General features: G+C 73.5%; 24 protein-coding genes. 8 read left to right on the top strand and 16 right to left on the bottom strand.

The genetic code is table 11. The features are described from left to right. Positions 1-50 precede the first annotated feature (50 nt). Together IE294_RS25095 and IE294_RS25090 are read left to right on the top strand one after the other, a co-directional pair. A complete protein-coding gene (locus IE294_RS25095; RefSeq protein ID WP_189889737.1) occupies positions 51-440 on the top strand; it encodes an aldo/keto reductase in 390 nt (129 codons plus the stop codon). 130 nt (positions 441-570) lie between these two features. Continuing rightward, on the top strand, positions 571-1461 hold the full coding sequence (locus IE294_RS25090; protein WP_189889717.1) for an aldo/keto reductase: 891 nt from the start codon (positions 571-573) through the stop codon (positions 1459-1461). A gap of 41 nt (positions 1462-1502) precedes the next feature. Here IE294_RS25090 and IE294_RS25085 read toward each other — a convergent pair whose 3' ends face one another. Genes IE294_RS25085 through IE294_RS25070 form a run of 4 tightly spaced genes read right to left on the bottom strand, consistent with a single transcriptional unit; the run spans position 1503 to position 4408 of the window. Next, on the bottom strand, positions 1503-1916 hold the full coding sequence (locus IE294_RS25085; RefSeq protein ID WP_189889715.1) for a hypothetical protein: 414 nt from the start codon (positions 1914-1916) through the stop codon (positions 1503-1505). Positions 1917-1939: 23 nt separating this feature from the next. Next, positions 1940-2419, bottom strand: coding sequence for a protease inhibitor I42 family protein (locus IE294_RS25080; protein WP_189889713.1), 480 nt, complete (start codon positions 2417-2419; stop codon positions 1940-1942). 22 nt (positions 2420-2441) lie between these two features. Then, on the bottom strand, positions 2442-4025 hold the full coding sequence (locus IE294_RS25075) for a peptidoglycan-binding protein (protein WP_189889711.1): 1584 nt from the start codon (positions 4023-4025) through the stop codon (positions 2442-2444). 11 nt (positions 4026-4036) lie between these two features. Beyond that, the gene (locus IE294_RS25070) at positions 4037-4408 is read right to left on the bottom strand and encodes a hypothetical protein (protein ID WP_189889709.1); all 372 of its coding nucleotides are present in this window, start codon (positions 4406-4408) and stop codon (positions 4037-4039) included. 185 nt (positions 4409-4593) lie between these two features. Between IE294_RS25070 and IE294_RS25065 the strand changes: the two genes are divergently transcribed. Beyond that, positions 4594-4812 (top strand): hypothetical protein, encoded by a 219-nt coding sequence (locus tag IE294_RS25065; protein WP_189889735.1) that lies wholly within the window; start codon positions 4594-4596, stop codon positions 4810-4812. A gap of 48 nt (positions 4813-4860) precedes the next feature. Here the strand turns inward: IE294_RS25065 and IE294_RS25060 are convergent, their stop codons facing one another. From IE294_RS25060 to IE294_RS25045, 4 genes are all read right to left on the bottom strand, one after another. After that, positions 4861-5055 (bottom strand): hypothetical protein, encoded by a 195-nt coding sequence (locus IE294_RS25060; protein WP_229917331.1) that lies wholly within the window; start codon positions 5053-5055, stop codon positions 4861-4863. Positions 5056-5155: 100 nt separating this feature from the next. Beyond that, the gene (locus IE294_RS25055; protein WP_189889707.1) at positions 5156-5773 is read right to left on the bottom strand and encodes a VOC family protein; all 618 of its coding nucleotides are present in this window, start codon (positions 5771-5773) and stop codon (positions 5156-5158) included. Between the two features lie 25 nt (positions 5774-5798). Beyond that, positions 5799-6551 carry an SDR family oxidoreductase gene (locus IE294_RS25050; RefSeq protein ID WP_229917330.1) on the bottom strand — a complete coding sequence of 251 codons (753 nt, stop codon included), beginning with the start codon at positions 6549-6551 and terminating at the stop codon, positions 5799-5801. 11 nt (positions 6552-6562) lie between these two features. After that, positions 6563-7210 carry a cysteine hydrolase family protein gene (locus IE294_RS25045; protein ID WP_189889705.1) on the bottom strand — a complete coding sequence of 216 codons (648 nt, stop codon included), beginning with the start codon at positions 7208-7210 and terminating at the stop codon, positions 6563-6565. A 268-nt stretch (positions 7211-7478) separates the two neighbouring features. Between IE294_RS25045 and IE294_RS25040 the strand changes: the two genes are divergently transcribed. Beyond that, on the top strand, positions 7479-8582 hold the full coding sequence (locus IE294_RS25040) for a winged helix DNA-binding domain-containing protein (RefSeq protein ID WP_189889703.1): 1104 nt from the start codon (positions 7479-7481) through the stop codon (positions 8580-8582). Positions 8583-8597: 15 nt separating this feature from the next. Here the strand turns inward: IE294_RS25040 and IE294_RS25035 are convergent, their stop codons facing one another. Both IE294_RS25035 and IE294_RS25030 read right to left on the bottom strand, forming a co-directional pair. Beyond that, positions 8598-9098, bottom strand: a complete 501-nt coding sequence (locus tag IE294_RS25035; RefSeq protein ID WP_189889701.1) for an SRPBCC domain-containing protein — start codon at positions 9096-9098, stop codon at positions 8598-8600. 57 nt (positions 9099-9155) lie between these two features. Then, a complete protein-coding gene (locus IE294_RS25030) occupies positions 9156-9965 on the bottom strand; it encodes a LytR/AlgR family response regulator transcription factor (RefSeq protein ID WP_189889699.1) in 810 nt (269 codons plus the stop codon). Positions 9966-10109: 144 nt separating this feature from the next. On the opposite strand from IE294_RS25030, the gene IE294_RS25025 reads away from it, so the two are divergent. Then, positions 10110-11153 carry a bifunctional class I SAM-dependent methyltransferase/NUDIX hydrolase gene (locus IE294_RS25025; RefSeq protein ID WP_189889697.1) on the top strand — a complete coding sequence of 348 codons (1044 nt, stop codon included), beginning with the start codon at positions 10110-10112 and terminating at the stop codon, positions 11151-11153. Between the two features lie 45 nt (positions 11154-11198). On the opposite strand, the gene IE294_RS25020 is transcribed toward IE294_RS25025, so the two are convergent. The 5 genes from IE294_RS25020 to IE294_RS25000 form a co-directional block, all read right to left on the bottom strand. Beyond that, the gene (locus IE294_RS25020; RefSeq protein WP_189889694.1) at positions 11199-13622 is read right to left on the bottom strand and encodes a glycoside hydrolase family 65 protein; all 2424 of its coding nucleotides are present in this window, start codon (positions 13620-13622) and stop codon (positions 11199-11201) included. Further along, complete coding sequence (locus IE294_RS25015; RefSeq protein WP_189889692.1) at positions 13619-15700, bottom strand: xanthine dehydrogenase family protein molybdopterin-binding subunit; 2082 nt, start codon at positions 15698-15700, stop codon at positions 13619-13621. Before IE294_RS25015 ends, IE294_RS25020 begins: the two co-directional genes overlap by 4 nt. A gap of 28 nt (positions 15701-15728) precedes the next feature. Then, positions 15729-16724, bottom strand: a complete 996-nt coding sequence (locus IE294_RS25010) for an FAD binding domain-containing protein (protein WP_189889690.1) — start codon at positions 16722-16724, stop codon at positions 15729-15731. Beyond that, positions 16725-17252, bottom strand: coding sequence for a 2Fe-2S iron-sulfur cluster-binding protein (locus tag IE294_RS25005; RefSeq protein WP_189889688.1), 528 nt, complete (start codon positions 17250-17252; stop codon positions 16725-16727). It abuts the gene before it with no gap. 95 nt (positions 17253-17347) lie between these two features. Next, complete coding sequence (locus IE294_RS25000; RefSeq protein ID WP_189889686.1) at positions 17348-19531, bottom strand: RICIN domain-containing protein; 2184 nt, start codon at positions 19529-19531, stop codon at positions 17348-17350. 248 nt (positions 19532-19779) lie between these two features. Here IE294_RS25000 and IE294_RS24995 point away from each other — a divergent pair, with 248 nt between their 5' ends. The 3 genes from IE294_RS24995 to IE294_RS24985 all read left to right on the top strand — a co-directional run bounded on the left by IE294_RS24995 (position 19780) and on the right by IE294_RS24985 (position 21183). Next, a complete protein-coding gene (locus IE294_RS24995; RefSeq protein ID WP_189889684.1) occupies positions 19780-19944 on the top strand; it encodes a hypothetical protein in 165 nt (54 codons plus the stop codon). A gap of 51 nt (positions 19945-19995) precedes the next feature. Continuing rightward, a complete protein-coding gene (locus tag IE294_RS24990; RefSeq protein WP_189889682.1) occupies positions 19996-20328 on the top strand; it encodes a hypothetical protein in 333 nt (110 codons plus the stop codon). 228 nt (positions 20329-20556) lie between these two features. Further along, positions 20557-21183 (top strand): hypothetical protein, encoded by a 627-nt coding sequence (locus tag IE294_RS24985; RefSeq protein WP_189889680.1) that lies wholly within the window; start codon positions 20557-20559, stop codon positions 21181-21183. Between the two features lie 87 nt (positions 21184-21270). On the opposite strand, the gene IE294_RS24980 is transcribed toward IE294_RS24985, so the two are convergent. Beyond that, entirely contained in the window at positions 21271-23178 is a 1908-nt protein-coding gene (locus IE294_RS24980; RefSeq protein ID WP_373315848.1) for an ABC transporter ATP-binding protein, read from the bottom strand. Positions 23179-23255: the final 77 nt, after the last annotated feature.

Below are 23255 nucleotides of genomic sequence, written 5' to 3'. Positions count from 1 at the left end.
ACGCCGACACGCACCGAGCGGCGCATCATCAAGGTCCGCCTGCTGCGCCGGTGGGGACCGGCCGCGTCCTCACCGGCAAGTACAAGCCCGGACAGCCCGTCCCCGAGGGGAGCCGGTTCGCCTCCGCGGACATGGCGGTCTCGCAGGACCTCGTCTACAGCGACGCCGCCCTCGAAGCGGTCCAGCGCCTCGTGCCGATCGCCGAGGAGGCCGGGATGAGCATGCCCACCCTGGCGCTCGCCTGGATCCTGCGGCGCGGCGAAGTCGCCTCCGCGATCACCGGTGCCTCCCGCCCCGAGCAGGTCCACGCCAATGCCGCCGCCTCCGGGGTGCAGCTGTCCGACGACCTGCTGGCGGCCGTCGACCAGGCGCTCGGCGACGCCCCCGTCACCGAACCCACCCTCGCTCCCGCCGCCCGGACCGGCGTCAAGCACCGCTGACCGCACCCGCGGACAGCGCAGCCGACTGCCGTCACGACCCACCTGTCGGCCCGGCGTCCCGGCTATTCCCTGCGAGGGGGGTACTGGCTTCCTCTCCCTCGCAGGGCCGGGACTTCCTACGGTGGTCGCCATGACCAATCCTCCTCTCACCTTGAACAACGGCGTCGAGATGCCGGCCCTCGGCTTCGGCGTCTTCCAGTCACCCCCCGAGGAGACCGCCGAAGCGGTGGAGATCGCGTTGCGGACCGGCTACCGGCACATCGACACCGCTGCCGCGTACGGAAACGAACGCGAGGTCGGCGAGGCCATCCGCCGTTCGGGGCTGGACCGCTCGGAGGTGTTCATCGAGACCAAGGTCTGGGTGAGCGACTATGGGTACGAGCAGACCCTGCACGCCTTCGACAAGGCCGCCGGGAAGCTCGGCGTGGAGCAGATCGACCTGCTGATCCTCCACCAGCCGGCTCCGAAGGCGTTCGAGGCGACCATCGCTGCCTATCGGGCGCTGGAGAAGCTCCTCGCCGACGGGCGGGTCCGGTCCGTCGGAGTCAGCAACTTCATGCCCCGGCACCTGGCCATGCTGCTCGGTCGCACCGACGTCGTGCCCGCCGTGAACCAGGTCGAGCTGCACCCCTACTTCACCCAGCCCCAGGTGCAGCAGGCCGACGCCGAGTACGGCATCCTCACCCAGGCGTGGTCGCCGATCGGCGGCATCACGTTCTATCCGGGCTGGGGCGAACACCGCAGGAGCACGCTCTCGGATCCCGTACTGCGCGAGATCGCCGACTCGCACGGGAAGACGCCGGCGCAGGTCATGCTCCGCTGGCACCTGCAACAGGGGCGCTCGGCGATCCCGAAATCCACCAACCCCGCGCGCATCGCCGAGAACTTCGACGTGTTCGACTTCGCACTGTCGGCCGGGGAGATCACCCGCATCGACGCTCTGGACACCGGTGTACGCCACGGACCGGACCCGGACGAGCGGGACCCCCTCAGCCTCGGGATCACCATTCCCGAGGCATGAGCGCGGCACGGCCACCGCCGGACGCGGACGGGTCGCCCTGATCACGCACTCCGGTCCCGCGCCCGGGTCAGCCGCTTCACTTCGATGACGGTCGCGACGGCGTGCAGCCAGGTGGCCGCGGTGTCGTCGGCGGCGATCCCGCCCGCGAGTTCGGCGCCGGCCCGCAGCCACTCCCGTACGAGGACGGCCGCCTCCGGGTGGGGCAGGGGCTCGGGCAGCTCCGCGGCGCGGGCGAGTCCGCCGGCGCGCACGGTGTCGGCGAGGAAGGCGACCGAGCGCGGCTCGGTGCCGAGGCGGTCGAGGATGACGGCCGCAGCCGCGGCACCGTCGCCGAACAGGGCGGTGCGCCGGTTGCCGGGCTCGGCGGTGAGGCCGTACCGGAGCAGGACGGTGATGTCGAGCCGGGCCAGCTCGTCGTCCGTGCGGTCCGGCGGGTACGGGGCGTCGTCGTTCATCGGGGCCTCGGATGTCCCGTCCCTCAGCGGACGGTGACGGTGTAGGTGATGCGCTGGGGGGTCTGGGAGGGGGTGGCCGCCGCCGTGGTCGGGGTGGCGGAGGGGCCGGTTGTCTCGGGGGGCCGGGTGGAGGTGTTGCCCTGGCAGGTGGCGAACGTGCAGTGCAGCAGCGTGAACCGGGTGGTTCCCTTGCCCTTCGCCTCGAAGGTGAAGGTGAGCCGGCCGCCGGCGCCGTCCACCGGCTCGTCGCCGGAGTCGGACGCGTAGTCACGGCCGCGGCTGACCAGCACCGAGCTGTCGGGCGCGGGGTCGACCAGGTACCAGTACTCGCGGGTGGAGGCGTTCTGGTCGACGGTGAGCGTGAAGCGCTCACCCGGCCGGGCGGTGATGCTGGTGTCCTTCACCGGGTGACTGGTCGGACGGCCCGCGGTGCTCGTGGAGCCGCCGGCCGGTTCGCCGGTGCCCGAGCCGCAGCCCGTGGCGAGAGCGAGGAGCGCGGCCACCGCGATCGCGGCACCGCCCCTGCTACCGCGGGAGATAGACGCTGTACGCGTTGGGGAGATCACTGTTGGAAGCCTTGCCCATGTGGCCGTTGATGAAGTCGTCCTCGCTGACCCAGGTGGTCGAGCCCCAGGGGTTGTACACCTGAAGCATGTCACCCTCCTGGGCGATGATGGTCATCGCGTGGGCGCCCTCCTTGCCCGAGACGTCGACCGGCACCGGCCGCCCCTGCGCCACCGACTTCTCGACCTCGGTGAGGACCGCCCTGCGGTCGGCGGCGCTGTTCAGGTCCTGCCGCTCGTAGTCGGTGCCGGTGGCGCTGCCGACGGTGGTGTCGTTGATCCGTTCCTGCCCCTCGGGCCCCATGCCGCCCCAGTTCTCACCGCCGTCGCCTTCGGTGTGCAGCCGGTGCTGTTCGGCCACCAGGCGCTGTCTGAAGGCGTCGGGGTCGTCCTGCTGCCCGTCGGGGCCGCCGGTGAGGTCGAGCGCGTAGAGGGGGTCGACCATGGCGCGGGACGTGACGGTGGACGAGGCCACGCAGGTGCCCTCGGAGCCGTCGCCGCCCTGGATCCAGCGCTGGCCGTCGAACGTGACGTAGTCCTTGTTGTTGTTCGAGCCGTCCGGTGCCAGGCCCTCGTCGTCCCTGCTGTCCGCGGCGGTGACCACCGGAGTGAGGTGCCGGCGCAGCCAGGCCGGGTCCTTGCCGTGGATCTTGTTCTGGAACGTCTCGATCTCGGCGACGCCGTGCCCGGCGGCCAGGGCCTTCATCAGGTAGGCCCGTTCCTGCGGGCTGTCCGACTTCGCCAGCATCCGCTCCATGGCCGTCTCGTCGTCGAGGCTCAGCAGGTCCATGCGCGCCGACGCGCGCTCCAGGTCGCCGGCCGTGAGGATCTCGTTCAGTTCGGCGTCGGCGCCCGCGACGCCGGTGTCGGCGAGCATCAGCTTGTCGACGGCGGTGAGTTCGCTGGTCTCCATCTTCCCGGCCCGTGCCTCGGCGGCCCACTTGTTCAGGTCCCGGGCCGCGACGCGGGTGGCCTCCTGGGCGTCGGCCACGGCGGCGTGCATCAGGTCGACCGCGAAGGAGCCGAAGTGGGCGGCGTTCTTGCGGTCCCACTCCTCCTCGTCGTTCTCGTGCAGGTCGTCGAAGAAGCCGTCCTTGCCGCCGAGCGTCTTCTTCTGCTCCAGCAGCTGTCCGCGGCCCTGCTCGTCCTTGCGCTGCGCGGCGCCGATCGCGTCGGCCAGCGTCAGCAGCACCGTCGCGCAGCCCTGGAACGCCTCGCTCATCCGGTTCACGGACCGCCCGGCTGCTTTCACGACGTCGGAGGCGAGGACACTCGTGTCGCCGACCCACACCTCCGGAAGGCCCGTGCGGCCCACCCGGTCGACCTGGTCGAAGACGCTGCCGACGTGGTCGACCTGGCCTCGGTAGATGCTCGCCAGACCCTCCAGCACGGCCGGGTCGCCGCCCGGTTCGGGCACCGAGAGGGCGTCGTCGATCAGGTCGAGGAGCTCGTTCTTGCTCCCGGCGGCGAGCATCTTCTTGGACAGCCCCGCGAGCCACGTGAGGCGGAGGGAAGGGGAGTCGAGAGGAGAGGAGAAGAACGACACCGGCCCGTTCCTCAGTAGCTCGACAGGACCGAGGTGCGCCCGCCCTGCGCCGCTGTGTCGGTGAGGCCGCTCGTGCCGCCGACGGGGACGCCGTCCGCGTGCGTCTTCACCAGGCTGTCGGTGCCGTGGTAGGTCTTCTTGGCCAACTGCACCTTGCCGCCGAGCTCGTGCAGCGCCGACGCCAGTGTCTTGGCCTCCGCCTCCCAGGCCGTGACGAACGCGTTCAGCGCCGACGCGGCGTCCTGGCCGCCGACCTCGCCGTACGAGTAACTCGTGCGGGACTTCACGGCCGAGCTGACGCCGTCCATGTCCGAGCCGGCGTCGTCGAGTTGCTGGGCCTGCCCGGTCATGCCTGCCTTGACCTGGTAGCCGTCCGAGCCCACCGTCGCCTCCCCCGCACGCGTTCGATCGTGACCGCGCGCAGGCTAACACGCAGCCTTTATACGCAGATCACACGTCGTCCGGCACGCTTACCTCCTCCACATCACCCACCCCACGGCACGCCTGGGCGCTCGTCCCGGTCCAGGCGGTCGGGTGCAACCCACCGACGAAGGCGCTGGGGTGGTCGGTGTCGTACGTGGACGTGCCGCTCGACCGGTGGCGCGGGGAGGTGCTCTCCGTGACCGGCCTGCCGCCGCACGTCGAGCAGCACATCGTCACCATGTGCCGCCTGCACCGGCAGAACCGCTGCGGCCGGGCTTCCGGCGACGTCGGGCGTCTGACCGGCGCACCCGCCCGGACGATCGAGGAGTCCCTGGCGGCCCGCAAGGACTTCTGCCTGGGCTGACGGATGCCTCGGGCGGGCTCGCCGCCCACGGGAGCGCACCCCCGTGCCTCAGACAGGTCGCATCACCTGGGCCAGCCCCTCCGGAGTGTCGCGCACCTCCGGAGGCGGGCCCGGGTCGCACCCGTAGGTCACCCCGCCCACGGTGACCCGGCTCGTCGCCTCGAACAGCGGCAGGTACTCGGTCCCGCCGTCGGCCGGCCCGCCGACGAAGGTCACCAGCACACTGATCGGACTCGGGTCCATCGAAGCCGTCGCCTCCCCACGCTCCGTGTCACCGTGCATCCTGCCAGGCCGGGTGCGAGCCGTACGAACGCCAGGACGCCCGGTTCACCGGCGGCCGGGGTCAGGAGGGCGGTTCCGTGCCGGACCGTTCGCCGATCATGTGCCGCGCGTACCAGTCCGGCCAGTCCGGGTCCTCCGTGCCGATGCGGGCCTCGTGTTCCCCGTGCGCCGCCGCGGCCCGCCGCAGGGCGCCGGCCAGGTCGTCGGCCGAGGAGAACGAGGTGGTCGCGGGATCCAGCCGGCCCGGGAGGCGTGTGGTGACCTCCTGGAGGAACCAGCCGTTGCCGTCCGGGTCGCCGAAGGCCAGGTAGGAGCCGTAACTGCCGCGCTTCGGGTCGGGGCCGGGCACCCGGGCCCCGGTGCCGGCGTGGTGGAAGATCCCGCCGGCGTCGTGGAACACCTCGCTCGGGTCGGCGCCGCACCGCGTCAGCTCCTCGTGGGCGGCCTCGATGTCGTCGACGACCAGGTACAGGCCCTGGGCCGAGCCCGGGGGCCGGTCGGTGACCGATCGTCCGAAGATGACCGACGCCGGGGAACCCGGAGGGGTCACCTGCACCACCCGGAAGTCCTCCTCGGGGGCGAAGTCCCCGTCGAGCCTCCAGCCGAGGGCGGTGTAGAAGTCCTTGGCACGGTCGACGTCGGCCACCGGCACCACGACGATCTCCAGTTTCATGTCCATGGCTTGCGCTTCCCGTCTCGATGCGTCAGTGGGTCACGAGCTGCTGGCCGCCGTCGATGTCGTAGGTGGCGCCGGTGAGGGCGCCGTTGGTCATGATGTGCAGTGCGAGGGCGGCGACGTCCGCCGGCCCGACCACCCGGCCGATGGGCAGTGTCCTTCTCAACTCCTCGCGGCGAGCCTCCAGTCGGTCACCGAGGAGGGAGGCAGACAGCGGGGTGTCCACGAACCCGGCGGCGATCAGGTTGACCCGGACGGGGGCGACCTCCAGTGCCAGGTTGGCGGTCAGCGCGGGCAGCGCGGCGGTGACGGCGCCCGTCACGGCCATCCCGGGGGCGGGCCGGCGGCCACCGGTACCGCCGATGAACAACAGCGTCCCCCCGGCCCTGACCTTCTCCCGGCTCGCCCGTGCCACCGCGAGCAGCATCGCGATGCGCCCGCCGAAGTCCCGCCCCGCGTTGGTCAGGTCGAGTTCGGCGAGGGGGGTGTACGCCGGGCTGCCCGCCGTGACCAGCACATGGTCGACCTGCCCGGGCAGTTCGCCGAGGAATCGCTCCAGACGGCCGGTGTCCCGGGCGTCGAACGCGGCGGTGCTCCGCGGGTGCAGCTCGTCCGCCGCCCGCCGCAGACGTTCGGCGTCGCGCGCCACGAGCACCAGCTCGCCGTCGGCCGCACGTACCTGGCGCGCGGTCTCCAGGCCGATGCCCGCGCTGCCTCCCACCACCACGACCGTCCGCCCGGCCAGCCCTCCGCGCGTTCCGCCGGTTCCTTCTCCGGTCACTCCGGTCACGCTCACCGGCTGTCACCGCCGTTCACGATGTCGACGAACTCGTCCGTGGTGAGGACGGCGTGGGCGTACAGAGGCGCATTGATGTCGCACGTCGCCGTCATCTCCTCCCAGCTGAAGGCGGCGATGGCGTCACGGACGAGGGTCACGTGGTAACCCAGTTCCTGACCGAAGCGTGCGGTGGTGTCCACGCAGGTGTTGGCCCGCATGCCGATGAGCACAACGTTCCGGACGTGGTGCTGCTTGAGCAGGAAGTCCAGGTCCGTGTTGGCGAAACCGCTCGACGCCCAGTGCTGCCGCGTGACGAACTCGCCCTCGCCGGGCTGGAAGTCGGGGTGCCACTCGGCTCCCCAGCTGCCCGCGGCGAAGGTCTGCTGCCGCACGATGCGCTGCTGGGTCGGGGACAGGTGGTCCCACGTGACGTAGTCGTCCGGCGTCGTCTGGTGATGGGGCACGATGAAGACGCGGAAGCCCTGGCCGCGGGCCGTGGCGAGCATGGTGCGCATGTGGTCCAGCAGGCCGACGCCTTCCGCCACTTCCTTCCCGCGCGGCCACAGCTTGCCGCCCTCGGACAGGAAGTCGTTGTACGGGTCGATGATCAGGAGGGCGGTTCGGTCCGGGGAGTACAGCGCTTCGGAGGTCTCGGAAGTCATGAGGGTTCCCATCCGGCCGGCGCACGGGCAGGCCCCGGGCCGGCTGCCGCGGGCCCGGGCTCGGACACTTCAGTCTGTCACCCGTCCCGCCGGACGGCATCCGCGCCGACGGCGCAGGTGAGCCGGGCCGGGGGCGGCGCCGGCTGCGGAGGGCGGTCAGCGTCGGGGGAGCCGCCCGGGCACTCTGGGTCACCGGCGGCGGGCTCCCGCGGTGACGCCCTCGTGCCCTAGCTTGGCGCTGGGAGCTGCACCCGATCCGAGGAGCGACATGACCGACGTCCTGAGCCGTCGCGCGCTGAACCGGGCCACCCTCGCCCGGCAGTTGCTGTTGGAGCGGGCACGGACGTCCGTGGCCGACGCCGTTGAACGCCTGCTCGCCCTCCAGGCCCAGCAGCCGAGTTCACCGTTCCTCGCCCTGTGGAACCGGCTGGCCGGCTTCGGCGCCGACGACCTGCGCACGGCCCTGGACAAGCGGGAGGTCGTCCGGGCCACCTACGTCCGGGCCACCTTGCACCTGCTCAGCGCCCGCGACTACCTGGCCTTCCGCGCGCTGGTGGAGCCCTCCCTGGTGGCCGCGGCGGCCGGTGTCACCCAGCGGATCGCCGGCCCGGAGATCGACCAGGAGCGCCTGGTGGCCGTCGCCCGTGGCGTCCTCGACGCCGGGCCGCTGGACTTCGCGGCGATCCGGGAGCGGATGCGGCGCGAGTTCCCCGACGCCGATGACCGGGCGCTCGGGTACTGCGTGCGCATGAACCTGCCCCTGGTCATGGTGCCGACGGCGCACCGGTGGGCGTTCCCCGCCTCCAGCGAGGTGACCATGGCCGGGTCCTGGCTCGGCGCTGAGCCGGCCGCGAAGAGCTCGGCGGAGGACTTCGTCCGCCGTTACCTGGCCGCGTACGGCCCGGCCGGCCCCGCCGACCTGCGCGAGTTCGGCTGGCTGAAGGCGGCGGACGTGTTCGAGCGGCTCGCCCCGGAGCTGCGCGCGTTCACCACCGAGGACGGCCGGGTGGTGTACGACCTCCCCGACGCGCCGCGCCCCGACCCGGACACGCCGGCGCCGGTCCGCCTGCTGCCGGAGTTCGACAGTCTGGTCCTCGCCCACAAGGACCGCAGCCGCATCGTCCGCACCGAGTACCGGCCCCGGCTGATCACCAGGAACCTGCGGGTGCCGGCGTCCTTCCTGTGGGACGGGTTCGTCGCCGGCACCTGGGCCACGACCCGGCGCAGGACGGCGGTGACCCTGACCCTCACCCCGTTCGAGCGTCTGCCCGCGAAGGCCGTGCGGGAGCTGAGTGCCGAGGCCGAGCGGGTTCTGGAGTTCACCGACCCCGGCACCGCCAGGCGGGACGTGGTCGTGGCGCCGGCCGGATGATCCCGGCACCGGGTCTCAGGACCGTACGCGCAGGCCGTGGTGGCGGTCGGGGTTCACGACCGTGGACAGGCCGTTGAGCAGCAGGCGCGTGCCGCCGCGGAGGTGGGCGGCGTCCTGGCTGCCGTCCCCGGTCGGCACGAGCCAGGTGTACTGCTCGGTCCAGGTCAGGCGGGAGCCGGCGGGCTCGTCGGCGAGTTCGACGGTGACGAGGGAGACCCAGCGGCGGCTGCCGTCGACCTCGGCCTCGTAGACGTGGACGATCCGGGTGTCCGGCACGATGTCCAGGAACCGGGAGCGGTAGGCGAGGTGTTCCTCGGTGTCTCCGGAGACGAAGACGTTGCGGGCGGTCTCGCCGGCGCCGACCCGGAAGTCCAGTTCGTGGCGGGCGGTGGCGGAGCCGCCGGGGAGACGGAACCAGCGGCGCCGCAGGGACGGGTCGGCGAAGCCGCGGAAGACCTCGGACCGAGGCACCGTGAAGTCCATGTCCACGGAGAACGAGCCGTGTTGGGCACTCATCCGACGAACGTAACACGCGTGGCGGCCGGGACGGGCGACGGCACTTCCCCGCACCCTTCAGCGCATCCGGCCGGTCGCGCGGCCCGCCAGCAGGTCGCGGAGCTCGCGGGCGTTGCGGCGGCTGACGGCGAGGACCCGGTCGCCGATCCGGACGCTCACGTTGCCCCCGTCCAGGCGGAGTTCCTCGATCCGGCCGAGGGCGACGAGCCGGCTGCGGTGGATCCGGACGAAGCCGCGCGAGCGCCACTGCTCCTCCAGGGTGGACAGCGGTATCCGCACCAAGTGGCTGCCCTGGCCGGTGTGCAGCCGCGCGTAGTCGCCCTGCGCCTCGACGTGGGTGATGTCGGCGAGGGGCACGAACCGGGTCACCCCGCCCAGTTCCACGGGCACCTGGTCGCCGAGGGCGGGTGCCGCGGGCGCGGGCGGCACGGGGGCGGCCGGGCGGGGGCCCTGTCCGGCCCGGATCAGCTCGGCGACCCGTCGTACGGCCTCGGCGAAGCGCTCCTTGCGGAGCGGTTTGAGCAGGTAGTCGACCGCCTTGAGGTCGAAGGCGCGCACGGCGAAGTCCTCGTGGGCGGTGACGAAGACGACGAGTGGCGGAGCGGCGAACCCGCCCAGCAGCCGGGCGAGTTCGAGACCGCTGAGGCCGGGCATGTCGATGTCGAGGAAGACGACGTCGAAGCCCTCCGTGCCGCGCGGGCCCTCCGCCATGGCCCGGCTCAGCCGGCGCAGCGCCTCGGTGGCCTCCAGGGCGGGCACGGCGGTGCCGACCCGCGGGTCCTCCCCCAGCAGGTAGAGCAGTTCTTCGAGCGCGGGTTCCTCGTCGTCCACGGCCAGGACGCGCAGGGGCGCGTCGGTCACCCTCATGTGCGGCGGCTCCTCTCGTCCTCGACCGCCCTCCCATGGTGGTCCCGCCGGGGGGCGCCGTCGAGATCGGGGACGGCGGTGTGTCCCGGCCGTGACCAGGCCATGATCCCCTTGTCCGCGTATCGACCGTCATGAGGAGGCCCGGTGGCACAGCGGAAACCCGAGGAGTGGGACGCGCACTACGCGCGCGGCGGCCGGTTCCGGTCCCTGGGCTCCGCCGAGCGCCGGCTGCTCGCCGAGCACGTCCCGGCTCCGGCGGGCGGGCGCTGCCTGGACGTCGGCTGCGGGCTCGGTGAACTCGCCCGCCACCTGGCCGCGTCCGGGTACCTGGTGGACGCCGTGGACTGGTCCGCCGTCGCGCTCGCCGGGGCCCGGAGCGCCGGCGCGGACGGGGTGACGTACCGGCAGCTGGACATCGAACGCGACGGCCTGGACCAACTCCCCCGTGGCAGCTACGACTTGATCACCGTCCGGCTCGGCTGGGCGTTCGTCCGCGACCGCACGCGGGTGCTCGGCCGGCTGCGGGAGCGGCTGCGTCCCGGCGGCGCGCTCTGCGTGATCACCCCGGTGGCGGACGCCGTACCGGAGCGCGAGCGGGGCGTGGCGCTGGACGAGGAGGAGATCGGGCTGCTGTGTGCGGGCTGGGAGTCCGCCGGGCGGTACGACGCCGACGGCCTGGCCCTGCTCGTCCTGCGCGACCCCGCTCCCGCCGGGCTGGTCTGCGCCGGCAAGGGCCGGCCCGCTCCGCACGCCCTGACCGGAGCTGGTGTCGTCGTCACGGATGCGGCGGGGCGGGTGCTGCTGGGCTGGTCGGTGCGGGGCGTGTGGGAGCTGCCCGGCGGCAAGAACGAGCCGGGCGAGGACTTCGCCGCGGCGGCCGTGCGGGAGCTGGAGGAGGAGACGTCCCTGAAGGCCGATCCCGCCGGCGCGCGGGTGCGGGCGGTCCTGATGGACTCCGTGGACGGCATGCCCCGGGTGACGGCCGCCGTCCAGGTCGCGGCGTTCACCGGCGAGCCGGTCGTCACCGAGCCGCGGCTGGTCCGCCGCTGGGAGTGGCACGAGCCCACCGACCTGCCCGGTCTCGCCCGGCCGCTGTTCACGCCGAGCGCGCATGTCCTGGACACGGTGTGGCCGGGACTGCTGCCGGGTCTGCCGCCGGTGCACCGGTATCCGGTCGCGGACGGCTGAGTCCCCGCCCGGCGCGCGTCACCCCGGGCGGGTACCGGCCGGGCCTCAGTCCGGCAGCACCAGCCGGGCCGTCTCCCCCGGCCCCACCGGTATGACGCGGTCGCGCAGGCGGACGTCGATGGGTGAGCGGCCGGAGTCCGGTACGGCGATCTCCAGCAGGCCGCTGCGCAGGCGCAGCCGGACGCCCCAGTGGCCGCGGTAGCGGATGCCGAAGCCGTAGGAGGACAGCTCGGGCAGCGGGACCGGGTCGAGGCACAGGCCGCCGGCGCGGCTCTCCAGCCCGGTCAGTCCGCGCTGGACGAGGTCGAGCGTGCCGGCCATCGCGCCGAGGTGGATGCCCTCCCCGGTGGTGCCGCCCTGGAGGTCGGCGATGTCGCCGCGCAGCGCCTCCTGGACGAAGCTCCAGGCGTCGGAGCGGCGGGCGCGGGCCAGGATCCAGCCGTGGACCAGGCCGCTGAGGGTGGAGCCGTGACTGGTGCGGTGCAGGTAGTGGTCCACGGTCGCGAGCCAGATGTGCTCGTCCAGGTGGTAGCCCAACTGCTGGAACAGCGCGCGGAGTTCGAGCGGCGAGAAGAGGTAGCCGAGCATCAGCACGTCGGCCTGTTTGGACGCCTTGTACCGGTTGACGGTGTCGCCCTCCGCCTCCAGGATGCGGTCCAGGCGCCGGATGTCGTCGTACCGTCCGCGGTAGCCCGCCCAGTCCAGTTCGGCGAGGTCGCCGTAGCCGTCGAACTGGCTGATCACCCCGTCGTGGAAGGGGATGTGCAGGCGGCGGGAGACCTCCGTCCAGCGGTCGGGTTCGTCCTCGCCGAGACCGGTCAGCTCGGTGAGCTCCCGGCGGCGCGGCTCGGGCAGGCCGTGCAGCAGTTCCAGGGCGCGGATGAGCACCCAGGCGGCGGTGACGTTGGTGTACGCGTTGTCGTCCAGGCCGGGCCGGTCCGCGCCGGGGTAGGCGTCGTGGTACTCGTCGGGGCCGACCACGCCCCGGATGCGGTACCGGCCGAGGTGGTCGTCCCAGGTCGCCGACTGCCCCCAGAAGCGGGCGATCTGGAGGAGCACCTCGGCGCCCTCGCCGTGCAGGAACTCGATGTCGCCGGTCGCCTCGCAGTACTGCCAGACGTTGTAGGCCACGGCCGAGCCGACGTGGTGCTGGAGCCGGGAGTGGTCCGGCAGCCAGCGGCCGGAGCGCGGGTTGAGGTGCAGCTGCTGGGTCTCCTCGCGGCCGTCGCTGCCGCTCTGCCACGGGTAGAGCGCGCCGCCCCGGCCGAGGTCGCGGGCCGCGTGGCAGGCGGCGTCCAGGCGGCGGTGGCGGTAGCGGAGCAGGGCGCGGGAGACCTCCGGGAGGTGGAGGTTCAGGTAGGGCAGGACGAAGAGTTCGTCCCAGAAGACATGGCCCCGGTAGGCCTCGCCGTGCAGGCCGCGGGCGGGGACGCCGACGTCCAGGTCGGCGGTGTGCGGCGAGAGGGTCTGGAGCACGTGGAACAGGTGCAGGCGCAGGATGCTGCCCGCCTCGCCGGGCACGTCGAGCGCGGTGCGCCGCCACAGCTGCTCCCAGGTGGCGCGGTGGGTCTCGCGCAGTTCGTCGAAGCCGGGGGCGGCGCCGGCCCGGTCCACGGCCGCGCGCAGCGGGTCGCTGATGGCCGGGTCGCGGGAGGTGTGCAGGGCGACGGTCTTGTCGACGGTGGCCGTCCGGCCGGGCGGCAGGGACAACCGGAGCCGCTGGACGGCGCGGTGGGCCTCGTTGGCGTGGGTGACCGGCACCCCGGCGGTCAGCCGGGCGGCCAGTCCGCAGCCGATGTCGGAGACCCGGGTGCGGCAGCGCAGCCAGACCGTGCCGGGCGCGCTGGTGCCGGCCTCGATGTGACTGAGGTGCCGGCCGTCCAGGTCCCGGTAGCGGGCGACGCCGGAGTTGGTGACGCGCCCGTCGAGCGCGGCCTCGACGTCCAGCTCGACGGTGTGGCCCTCGGCGGTGAACTCGGTGCGCAGCGCGGCGAGGTGGGGGTCGGCCAGGTGGACCAGGCGCACCTGCCGGACCAGGAGGGTGGCGTCGGGTCCGATCGGGTAGCGGGTACGGCGTTCCAGCAGGCCGGGATCGAGGTGGAGCACCTGGTGGTGCTCGGTGACGGGCACGGTGTCCGGGGTGAGCCAGTCCCCGCCTGTGGGCCGGAAGCGCAGCGGCAGCCAGTTGGGCAGGTTGACCATGTCCTCGTTCTCGATCCGGCGCCCGGCGACCTCGGAGGTGAGCCGGTTGTAGCAGCCGGCCGCGTAGGTGCCCGGGTAGTGCACGTCGTCCGCGGTGCACTCGGGCAGCGCCCCGCGGGTGGCGAAGTAGCCGTTGCCGAGGGTGCACAGGGACTCCCGCAGGCGTTCCTCCGCGGGCCGGTAGCCGTCGTACTCCCAGACGTACTCCCAGACGTACTCCCAGGGGTACTCCCAGGGGTGCTCCCACGCCGGTCCCGTCACCGTCACCCCTCGGACAGCAGGCCGGCGAGGATCCGGTCGGGGGTGAGGGGGAGGGTGCGGAAGCGGATGCCGGTGGCGTGGTGGACGGCGTTGCCGAGGGCGGCGGCGGTGCCGACGATGCCGATCTCGCCGATGCCCTTGCTGCCCATGGGGTTGAGGTGGGTGTCGTGTTCGTCGATCCAGTCGGCCTCGATGGCGGGGACGTCGGCGTGGACGGGCACGTGGTAGGAGGCGAGGTCGGCCTCGGGGAAGTCGCCGAACGCCGGGTCCAGGGTGCTGTGTTCGGTGAGGGCCATGCCGAGGCCCATGACCATGCCGCCGGTGAACTGGGAGCGTGCGGTGCGGGCGTTCAGGATCCGCCCCGCGGCGAAGACGCCGAGCAGCCGGCGCACCCGGACCTCGCCGGTGACGGTGTCGACGGCGACCTCGGCGAAGTGCGCGCCGAACGCGTGCCGCGCGTAGGGGCTTTCGGCGTCGGCCGTCCCGGTGGTGTCGGCGCGGACCGTCGGCCCCTCCTCGGGATGGGCGGCGAGCCGGGTGCACGCCTCGTGCACGGCCCAGCCCCAGGAGGCGGTGCCCATGGAACCCCCGGCCAGCGGGGCCGGCGGCAGATCGCTGTGGCCGACCTCGGTGCGCACCCGCTCCAGGGGCACGCCGAGGGCGTCGGCGGCGATCTGGGCGAGGACGGTACGGGCGCCGGTGCCGATGTCGGCCGCGTTGACCCGGATGACGAAGGTGCCGTCGGGCCGGGCCTCGGCGGTGGCGGTGGACGGGGCGACCTGCACGGGGTAGGTGGCGGCGGCCACGCCGGTGCCGATCAGCAGCGGGCCCTCGCGGCGGACGCCGGGGCGCGGGTCGCGCCCGGCCCAGCCGAAGCGGCGGGCGCCCTCGCGCAGGCACTCCACGACGTGCCGGCTGCTGAAGGGCTTGCCGCTGCCCGGTTCCCGCTCCGGTTCGTTGCGCACGCGCAGCTCCACCGGGTCCACACCGAGCGCGTCGGCGAGTTCGTCCATGGCGGACTCCAGGGCGTACATGCCGGGTGACTCGCCGGGGGCCCGCATCCAGGACGGGGTGGGCACGTCCAGCGGCACCACGTGGTGGACGCTGCGCAGGTTGGGGGTGGCGTACATGACGCGGGAGACCACCCCGGCGTATTCGACGAACTCCTTCACGTGGGAGGTGTGGGTGGTGACGTCGTGCAGCAGGGCGGTGAGCCGGCCGTCCCGGTGCGCGCCGAGCCGCAGCCGCTGCACGGTCGGGGCGCGGTGGCCGACGACGGTGGGCAGGTACCGGCGGGGGTAGGCCACGGTGACGGGCCGGCCGGTGTGCCGGGCGGCGAGCGCGGCGAGGACGACGTCCGGGCGCGGGGTCCCCTTGGAGCCGAAGCCGCCGCCGACGTGCTCGGCGACGACGGTGATCCGCTCCTCGGGCAGCCGGAACAGCTGGGCGAGCACGGACCGCACGGTGGTACCGCCCTGGCTGGAGGTGTACGCGGTGAGCCGGTCGCCGTCCCAGTGGGCCGTGCTGGCGTGCGGCTCCATCGGGTGGTTGTGCAGCGGCGGCACCCGGTAGGTGACGTCGACGCGGACCTCGGCCGCGGCGTAGGCGGCCTCGGGATCGCCGTGCTCGACCCGGCCGGGCTGGCCGCCCGCTTCGTCCGGATCGTAGGCGCCCGGGTGGCCCTCGACGGGCCCGGTGTCGTGGGGCGCGGTGGCGTACGTGACCCGGACGGCGCGAGCGGCGGCGCGGGCGGTCTCCGGGGTCTCGGCGACGGCCAGGGCCACGCACCAGCCCCGGTGCGGCACGTCCGGGTTCTGGAGCACGGCGAGCGTGCCGTCCTCGGGCTCGGCGAGCCGGGGCGCGTCGAAGGGGGTGAGGACGGCGAGGACGCCGGGCAGGGCGAGGGCGGCCGAGGTGTCGACGGCGGTGACCCGGCCCCGGGCGACCGCGGCGGGCACGGGCCAGGCGTGGACGCGGCCGGGCAGGGTGTACTCGGCGGCGTAGCGGGCGGCGCCGGTGACCTTCTGGCGCCCTTCCCGGCGCTCGGCGGGGGCGCCCAGGGCGGTGCCGGTCGTGCCGGTCATGGGATCCTCCTGCTCCTCCGGTGAGGGCTCAGGCCACTGCCGGGGCCGGGGCGAGACGGTTCAGGACGTCCAGGGCGAGGTTGCGGGCGAGGGACACCTTGTAGGCGTTGTCCCGCAGCGGCTCGGCGTGCGCGAGTTCGAGGGCGACGGCCCCTTCGAAGGCGGCCGGGGTGGCGGGGGCGCCCAGCAGGGCCAGTTCGGTGTGCCGGGCCCGCCAGGGCCGGTGGGCGAGCCCGCCGAAGGCGACGCCCACCTGGTCGACGACGCCGTCCGCGACCCGCAGCAGGACGGCCACGGAGGCGAGCGCGAAGGCGTACGACGCCCGGTCCCGGGCCTTGCGGTAGGCGGACGGGGCACCGGCGGTGGCGGCCGGGAGCAGCACGCCGGTGATCAGTTCACCGGGGCGGATCCAGGTGTCCCGCTCGGGGTGCTCGCCGGGCAATCGGTGGAAGTCGGCCACCGGCAGGCGCCGGGTGCCGTCGGTGCCGTACAGCTCGACCTGGGCGTCGAGGGCGGCGAGGGCGACGGCCATGTCGGAGGGGTGGGTGGCGATGCACTGCGGGGAGTGGCCGAGGACGGCGTGGTCGCGGTGGACGCCGTCCCGGGCGCCGCAGCCGCTGCCCGGCTCGCGTTTGTTGCAGGGTTTGTCCAGGTCCTGGAAGTAGGGGCAGCGGGTGCGCTGGAGCAGGTTGCCGCCGGTGGTGGCGGCGTTGCGCAGCTGTGCGGAGGCGCCGGCGAGGAGCGCCTGGGACAGGGCCGGCCAGCGTGCCCGGACGCGCGGGTCGGCGGCGAGGTCGCTGTTGCGGACGGTGGCGCCGACGCGCAGGGAGCCGTCGGGCAGTTCCTGGATGCCGTCCAGCGGCAGCCGGCCGATGTCGATGAGGAGGGCGGGCCGCTCCACGCCGAGTTTCAGCAGGTCGACCAGGTTGGTGCCGCCGGCCAGGTAGCGGGCGCCGGGCTGGGCGGCGTGGGCCTCGACGGCCTCCTGGACGCTGCCGGGCCTGAGGTATCCGAAGCCGTTCACTCAGATCACGTCCTCGATCGCCTCGACGATGCGCGGATAGGCGCCGCAGCGGCACAGGTTGCCGCTCATCCGTTCGCGGATCTCGGGCCGGTCCAGCGGTACGGGTCCCTCGGTGGGGGCCGCCGGGTCGGTGACGTGGGAGGGGTGGCCGGCCGCGGCCTCGGCGAGCATGCCCACCGCCGAGCAGAGCTGGCCGGGGGTGCAGTAGCCGCACTGGAAGGCGTCGCGGTCCAGGAAGGCCCGCTGGAGCGGATGCGGCTCCTCGCGGTCGCCGCCGAGGCCCTCGACGGTGGTGATCTCGCTGCCGTCGAGGGTGACGGCGAGGAGCAGACAGCTGTTGAGGCGGCGCCCGTCGACCAGCACGGTGCAGGCACCGCACTGGCCGTGGTCGCAGCCCTTCTTGGAGCCGGTGAGGTCCAGGTCCTCACGCAGCAGGTCGAGCAGCACGCGTCGGTGGTCGACGCGCAGGGCGTGGGGTTTGCCGTTGACCCGGAGGGTGACTTCGGAGTGGTGGGATGCGCTGGTCATGGCGGGGGATGACCTTCCGGACGGACGGTGGAGCCGTGCACACCGCGTATCCAGGACACGCCGGGCTCACACGTCCGGAAGGTCATCCCCTTCGCTCACGGGTAGCGGACGAGGTTCGCGACGTTGGTCGTCGCGTTCGAGGGTCCTCCGGTGTTGTTGATGACGTGACTGATGGTGCCGGTGCCGCCGAGCGAGACGGTCACCATGCTGGTGAAGCGGACGTTCGGGTTGTTCGGCGCCTCGATGGCGCGGGCGGCCGTCACGCCCGGGTTGACGTTGAAGTAGCAGTAGCTGCCGAGGCCGTACGCCTGGTGGCTGGTGACCGAGTCGGCGACCTTGTAGGCGGCGTAGCCCTGCGTGGAGCCGTTCATCCAGGCGGCCTGGTTCGGCGGGTCGTACGGCATCTCGTTCTGGAAGAAGTAGGTACGGCCGCCGTTGCCGTTCCAGACGGTCTGGTACTTCTGGAAGTGCTCCACGAACAGCCCGTACATGGTGACGTCGTCGCCGTTGACGACCAGGCCGGTGTCGGCGGTGTTGCTGGTCCAGCCGACGCCGCTGCCGTGGTCGGCGCGCCAGATCCACATGTGGTCGCCGATGACGTTGTCGCTGTTGACGACGAGGCTGGTGGCGGCCTTGCCGACGCCGGCGCCGCCGACGCGGAAGTACACGTCGTGCAGGGAGGTCGGATCGGCCGCGTGGGAGGCGGTGGAGCCGGCCGGCCCGACCTCGACCAGGGTCTTCGAGCTGGTGGTGCCGGCGTCGAAGAGCAGGCCCGCGATCTTCACGCCGTCGACGTCGGCGACGGACATCGCGGTGACGCCGTTGTCCGGGACGAAGCTGGCGAGGCCGAGGCCGAGGACGACCGTGTCCGGGCGGGTCACCTTGAGCGTCTGGTCGAGGTGGTAGACACCGGGCGTGACCAGCAGGTTCTGGCCGGCCGCCAGGGCCGCGTTGATCTGTGCGGCGGTGGCGCCGGGTTTGACGACGTAGAACTGGCTCAGCGGCAGCGAGCTGCCGGCCGGGCTGCCGCCCGCCCAGCTCGTCGCGGTGGAGTCGGTGCGTACGGACGGCACGAACACCTGGTAGTTCCCGGAGCCGTCGACGTACAGGAACGGCTTCTCCCGGGTGACCGGGCTCTGCGCGACGGTGGTGTACGGCGGGTTGGGGAAGCTGGTGGCCGGGACGCCCTGGCTGCCGACGAACACCATGTTCCAGTTGGACCCGGTCCAGCTGCCGAGCTGGGAGTTGCGGGTCAGCCACTGCTGCTGCGACCCGGAGTTGACCTGTCCGTCGACCTTGCTGTCGGCGAGGTAGCCGCCGGAGGACCAGCCGCCGTCGTCCAGGGCGAGGTTGCCGCGCAGGTGCATCCGGCGGTAGGCCGCCGCCTGCGAGACCGCCCAGCGGTCGCCGCCGCCGGTGGGGTTGACGGAGAGGTTCTCGGCGCCGCGCCAGAAGTTCTGGGTGGCGTTGCCCTGGAACCAGTCGGCCTCGGCGTGCACCGCGCCGTTGACCGTCACCGCGTCCGGGGTCAGGCCGAGGCCGAGCACCTGGGTGTAGAAGCCGACGTTGACGTTGGCGTTGTAGGCACCGGGCTTGAACAGGACGGCGTAGCGCTGGGAGCCGAACTGGTTGGTCTCCTGCTGCTTGAAGATCGTGTCCAGCTTGCCCTGGATGGTCGAGGAGGACATCGACGGGTCGAAGACGACGACGTTGGGGCCGAGGTCGGGGTTGCTCGTCGACTGGGTCACGGGGACCACCTGGAAGCGCTGGGCGGCGGTGCCGTTGCAGGTGTACTGCACGAACTGCACGCTGTCGGCGAGCGAGGCGCCGGGGTCGTCCAGGCACTTGCCGCTGTTGCGGTTGACGAAGTGGAAGGCGCCGCCGCCGTCGTCCACGGGGAGCCACTGCTGGTTGGCGCCGCCGCCGTAACTCCACAGGTGGACGGCCGCGCCGTCGGCCGTGGAGACGTCGGCGACGTCGGCCACCTGGTTGGTGTCGTTGCGGTTGCCGATGCGGACGTAGCCGTCGCCGACGTCGGTGAAGCTCCACTGCTGGGCCGTGGTGCCGTTGCAGGCGTACTGCTGCACGGCGGTGCCGTTGGCGGTGGCGGCGGCCTTGGCGTCCAGACACCTGCCGCTCGCGGCGTTCACGACCGTGGCGAAGCCGGTGGGCAGGGCGGCGGCCCCGGCGGTGGCGGCGGGCGCGGGCGCCGCGGTGAGCAGGGTGGCGGCTAGGGACAGTGCGGCGAGCGAGCCTGCCGCCGGGAGGGGTCTGGCCATGTGGGCGGGTGGCCTTTCGGTGGGGGGACCGCAGACCCAACAGCCGGGGGACATTCGGCCGTTGGGACCTGCGGGGCTTTGTTTAAGGCGTGAAACTAAAGGTCCGGACCACTGACGTCAAGAGGCGGAACGGGAAACCCCACCGGTGCGGTCGGGCGCGCGGGGAGGAACCGGGGGCGTTGGAGGCCATGGGCTGGGCGGCGCCGGAGACCGGGGAGCGGTCAGCGCCGGACCCCGGGGAGCGGGCCATGTCGGACACCGAGGACCAGGCGGCGCCGGACGCCGGGGAGCGGGCGGCGCCGGACGCCGTGGGCCGGTCGGCGCCGGAAGCCAGGGAGTGGGCGACACCGGACGCCGGGGAGTGGGCGGCGCTGGATGCCGGGGAGCGGTCAGCGCAGGATGCCGTGGGCTGAGTGGCATCGGAGACCCGGGAGCGGGCGGCGCCGGACCCCGGGGAGCGGGCCATGTCGGACACCGAGGACCAGGCGGCGCCGGACGCCGGGGAGCGGGCGGCGACGGACGCCGAGGGCCGGGCGACACCGGACGCCGTGGGCTGGGTGGCGCTAAATGCCGTGGGCCGGGCGATGCCGGAGACCGGGGACCGGATGGCGCCGGGGACCGAGGGGGCGGCCGAACTGCTGGCCTGTCCCGGCCGGGCCGCCACCGCGTACGCGGACGAGGTCGCCGCGCTGCTCGACGACACCGGCACCCGGTCCACCCGGTGCGCGAGACCGTCGCCGAGGCCGCCGTATGGGCTCTGGCCCGGAGGAACGACCCCCGCTGCGTGCCCGGCCTGACCGGGCCCCTGGCCGGGCGACGGTCCTGTTCGCGGCGGTCTCCGCGTACTTCCCCGCCGCGGACTGGCCCACCGTGGTGCTGCCGGCGCTGGACGAGGTCCTGGTGGCTCTCGCGGACCACGCCGAGGCGCTGGCGCCGGTGCTCCGCGAGGGGCTGGACACCGCGACGGACTCCGCTGCCGCGCCGGCTCTGCCAGGTCGTCGCCGCGCGGGGTCCGGGAAGCGGCCGTGCCACGGCTGCTCGGCCTCTTGGCGGACGACCGGACCTGGACGGCTGCCGCGACGGCCTTGGCGTGCATCGGCCGGGCGGGCTCGCCGACGCGTGAATCGCCGGCGGCCCGGTCGGCCGGAGACGGCGCGGACGCCAACCTCGCGGCCTGCGTGTACTGGAAGGTCACCGGCGAACCCGGCCCGTGCCTGGAACGGCTCGGACCCATCGCCACGGCGGACCTCCCGCACCCCGCCCTGCACCGGCCGGCCGACCTCGGCGCGCACGCCGCCCGCTGGGCGGACCGGCTCCGGGCGCTGACCGCCGACCGCGAGCCCTTGGCCCACGTCGAGGCGGCCCACGCCCTGTGGGCCGCGACCGGCGACACCGCGCACACGGTCCCGGTGCCGGCCTCGGCCGTGCGGGGCCTGGCCGAGGGTGCCTACCTGCCGGTCATGCCCCCGCGATACGGCAACCCGGCCCGCATCCGCCCCGCCGCACGGCCGGCCGCCGACCTGCTGCGCGCGGTGCCCGACCGCGACGAGCGGCGGCGTGGCTCCGGCGGCCGGCGGGGGTTCGTCCAGGACGAGGGGATCCGGAACGCCGTGGACGCGCTGCTCACCGAGGGGTGCGCGGATCACCGGTGACCCGCACCGGCGCGGGGACGCAAGCTGGTGTTGACCGTCGCGTCCCCCACCACCGTCACCCCCGCCCCCGCGGCGACTGGCACGCTCTCACCCCGCCGCCGTCACCCCCGCCGCCGCCGTCCCCGGTGTCGTCGGCTCGCCGCGGCCCGCGAACTGTGTGCGGTACAGCTCGGCGTACCGGCCCCGCGCCGCCAGCAGTTCCTCGTGTGTGCCGCGCTCCACGATCCGGCCGGACTCCACGACCAGGATCTGGTCGGCGGCGCGGACCGTCGACAGGCGGTGGGCGATGACCACGGCGGTGCGGCCCTCCAGGGCCTCGGTGAGCGCCTCCTGGACGGCCGCCTCGGAGGTGTTGTCCAGGTGGGCGGTGGCCTCGTCCAGGATGACCACGCGCTGGCGGGCGAGCAGCAGCCGGGCGATGGTCATGCGCTGGCGTTCGCCGCCGGAGAGCCGGTAGCCGCGCTCGCCGACGACCGTGTCCAGGCCGTCGGGCAGGGACCGGACGACGTCGGCGAGGCGGGCGCGGCCGAGGGCGTCCCACAGCTCGTCGTCACCCGCGTCCGGGCGGGCCAGCAGCAGGTTGGCGCGGACGGTGTCGTGGAAGAGGTGACCGTCCTGGGTGACCATGCCGAGGGTGGCCCGCAGGGAGGCGAAGGTGAGGTCGCGGACGTCGACCCCGCCGATGCGGACCGCGCCCGCGTCGACGTCGTACAGGCGCGGCAGGAGCTGGGCGATGGTCGACTTGCCGGCGCCGGAGGAGCCGACGAGGGCGACGGTCCGGCCGGGTTCGGCGCGGAAGGAGATGCCCCGCAGCACCTCGGTGCCGCCGCGGGTGTCGAGCGCGGCGACCTCCTCCAGGGATGCGAGGGAGACCTGGTCGGCGGACGGGTAGGAGAAGCGGACGTCGTCGAACTCGACGGCGACCGGGCCGTCGGGGACCTCACGGGCGTCCGGCCGCTCGGCGATGAGCGGCTTGAGGTCGAGCACCTCGAAGACCCGCTCGAAGCTGACGATCGCGCTCATCACCTCGACCCGGGCCCCGGCGAGCGCGGTCAGCGGGGCGTACAGCCGGGTCAGCAGCAGGGCGAGGGAGACGACCGCTCCGGGCTCCAGGGTGCCGCGCAGCGCGAACCAGCCGCCGAGGCCGTAGACGAGGGCCAGGGCGAGGGCGGAGACCAGGGTGAGGGAGGTGATGAAGACGGACTGGGCCGTCGCCGTGCGGACGCCGATGTCCCGGACCTGGGCGGCCCGCGCCGAGAACTCCGCCGACTCCTCCTCCGGGCGCCCGAACAGCTTGACCAGGGTGGCGCCGGGGGCGGAGAACCGCTCGGTCATCCGGGTGCCCATGGCCGCGTTCAGCGCCGCGGCCTCGCGCTGCATGCGGGCCATCCGGCTGCCCATGCGGCGGGCGGGCAGCACGAACACCGGCAGCAGGACCAGCGCGAGCAGGGTGATCTGCCAGGACAGGGTGAGCATCACGGCGAGCGTCAGCACCAGGGTGACCAGGTTGCTGACGACGCCGGAGAGGGTGTTGGCGAAGGCCCGCTGGGCGCCGATCACGTCGTTGTTGAGACGGCTGACCAGCGCGCCCGTACGCGTACGTGTGAAGAACGCGACGGGCATGCGCTGCACATGATCGAACACAGCCGTTCTGAGGTCGAGGATGAGTCCCTCCCCGAGCGTCGACGACAGTCGGCGGCCGAGGATGCCGAGCCCCGCCTCCGCGAGCGCCACGAGCGCGATGAGCAGGGACAGCCGGACCACCGTGCCGGAGTCGTGCCCCGCCACGATCGCGTCGACGACGCGGCCGGCGAGCACGGGTGTCGCGACGGCGAGCAGGGCGGTCACCACCCCGAGCAGCACGAACCGGGCGATGCCGGCGCGGTGCGGGCGGGCGAAGGCGGCGATGCGGCGCAGGGTGGCGCGGGCGAACGGGCGACGCTCGGACTGCGCGTTCATCACGCTGTGCAGCTGCGTCCAGGCGGTGGTCTCCATGCTCATGGAAGAGACCGTAGAACCTCAAGGTTCGTTGAGGTCAATGTCCGCGACGGTTCACCCGGTGTTGGGACGCC

The sequence above is a fragment of the Streptomyces canarius genome, from assembly GCF_014650735.1.
In the GTDB taxonomy this organism is placed as follows: domain Bacteria; phylum Actinomycetota; class Actinomycetes; order Streptomycetales; family Streptomycetaceae; genus Streptomyces; species Streptomyces olivaceoviridis.
The sequence above is the reverse complement of the archived record's forward strand: the minus strand, read 5'-3'. Positions and strand labels throughout refer to the sequence as shown.

Bases quoted from the DNA above. Each gene is read 5' to 3' on its own strand.
- IE294_RS25060 (WP_229917331.1), bottom strand. From the start codon at position 5,055: ATGGACCCGAGTCCGATCAGTGTGCTGGTGACCTTCGTCGGCGGGCCG.
- IE294_RS25040 (WP_189889703.1), top strand. From the start codon at position 7,479: ATGACCGACGTCCTGAGCCGTCGCGCGCTGAACCGGGCCACCCTCGCC.
- IE294_RS25000 (WP_189889686.1), bottom strand. From the start codon at position 19,531: ATGGCCAGACCCCTCCCGGCGGCAGGCTCGCTCGCCGCACTGTCCCTA.
- IE294_RS25005 (WP_189889688.1), bottom strand. From the start codon at position 17,252: ATGACCAGCGCATCCCACCACTCCGAAGTCACCCTCCGGGTCAACGGC.
- IE294_RS25090 (WP_189889717.1), top strand. From the start codon at position 571: ATGACCAATCCTCCTCTCACCTTGAACAACGGCGTCGAGATGCCGGCC.
- IE294_RS25015 (WP_189889692.1), bottom strand. From the start codon at position 15,700: ATGACCGGCACGACCGGCACCGCCCTGGGCGCCCCCGCCGAGCGCCGG.
- IE294_RS25035 (WP_189889701.1), bottom strand. From the start codon at position 9,098: ATGAGTGCCCAACACGGCTCGTTCTCCGTGGACATGGACTTCACGGTG.
- IE294_RS24980 (WP_373315848.1), bottom strand. From the start codon at position 23,178: ATGGAGACCACCGCCTGGACGCAGCTGCACAGCGTGATGAACGCGCAG.
- IE294_RS25045 (WP_189889705.1), bottom strand. From the start codon at position 7,210: ATGACTTCCGAGACCTCCGAAGCGCTGTACTCCCCGGACCGAACCGCC.
- IE294_RS25055 (WP_189889707.1), bottom strand. From the start codon at position 5,773: ATGGACATGAAACTGGAGATCGTCGTGGTGCCGGTGGCCGACGTCGAC.
- IE294_RS25030 (WP_189889699.1), bottom strand. From the start codon at position 9,965: ATGAGGGTGACCGACGCGCCCCTGCGCGTCCTGGCCGTGGACGACGAG.
- IE294_RS24995 (WP_189889684.1), top strand. From the start codon at position 19,780: ATGTCGGACACCGAGGACCAGGCGGCGCCGGACGCCGGGGAGCGGGCG.
- IE294_RS25085 (WP_189889715.1), bottom strand. From the start codon at position 1,916: ATGAACGACGACGCCCCGTACCCGCCGGACCGCACGGACGACGAGCTG.
- IE294_RS24990 (WP_189889682.1), top strand. From the start codon at position 19,996: ATGTCGGACACCGAGGACCAGGCGGCGCCGGACGCCGGGGAGCGGGCG.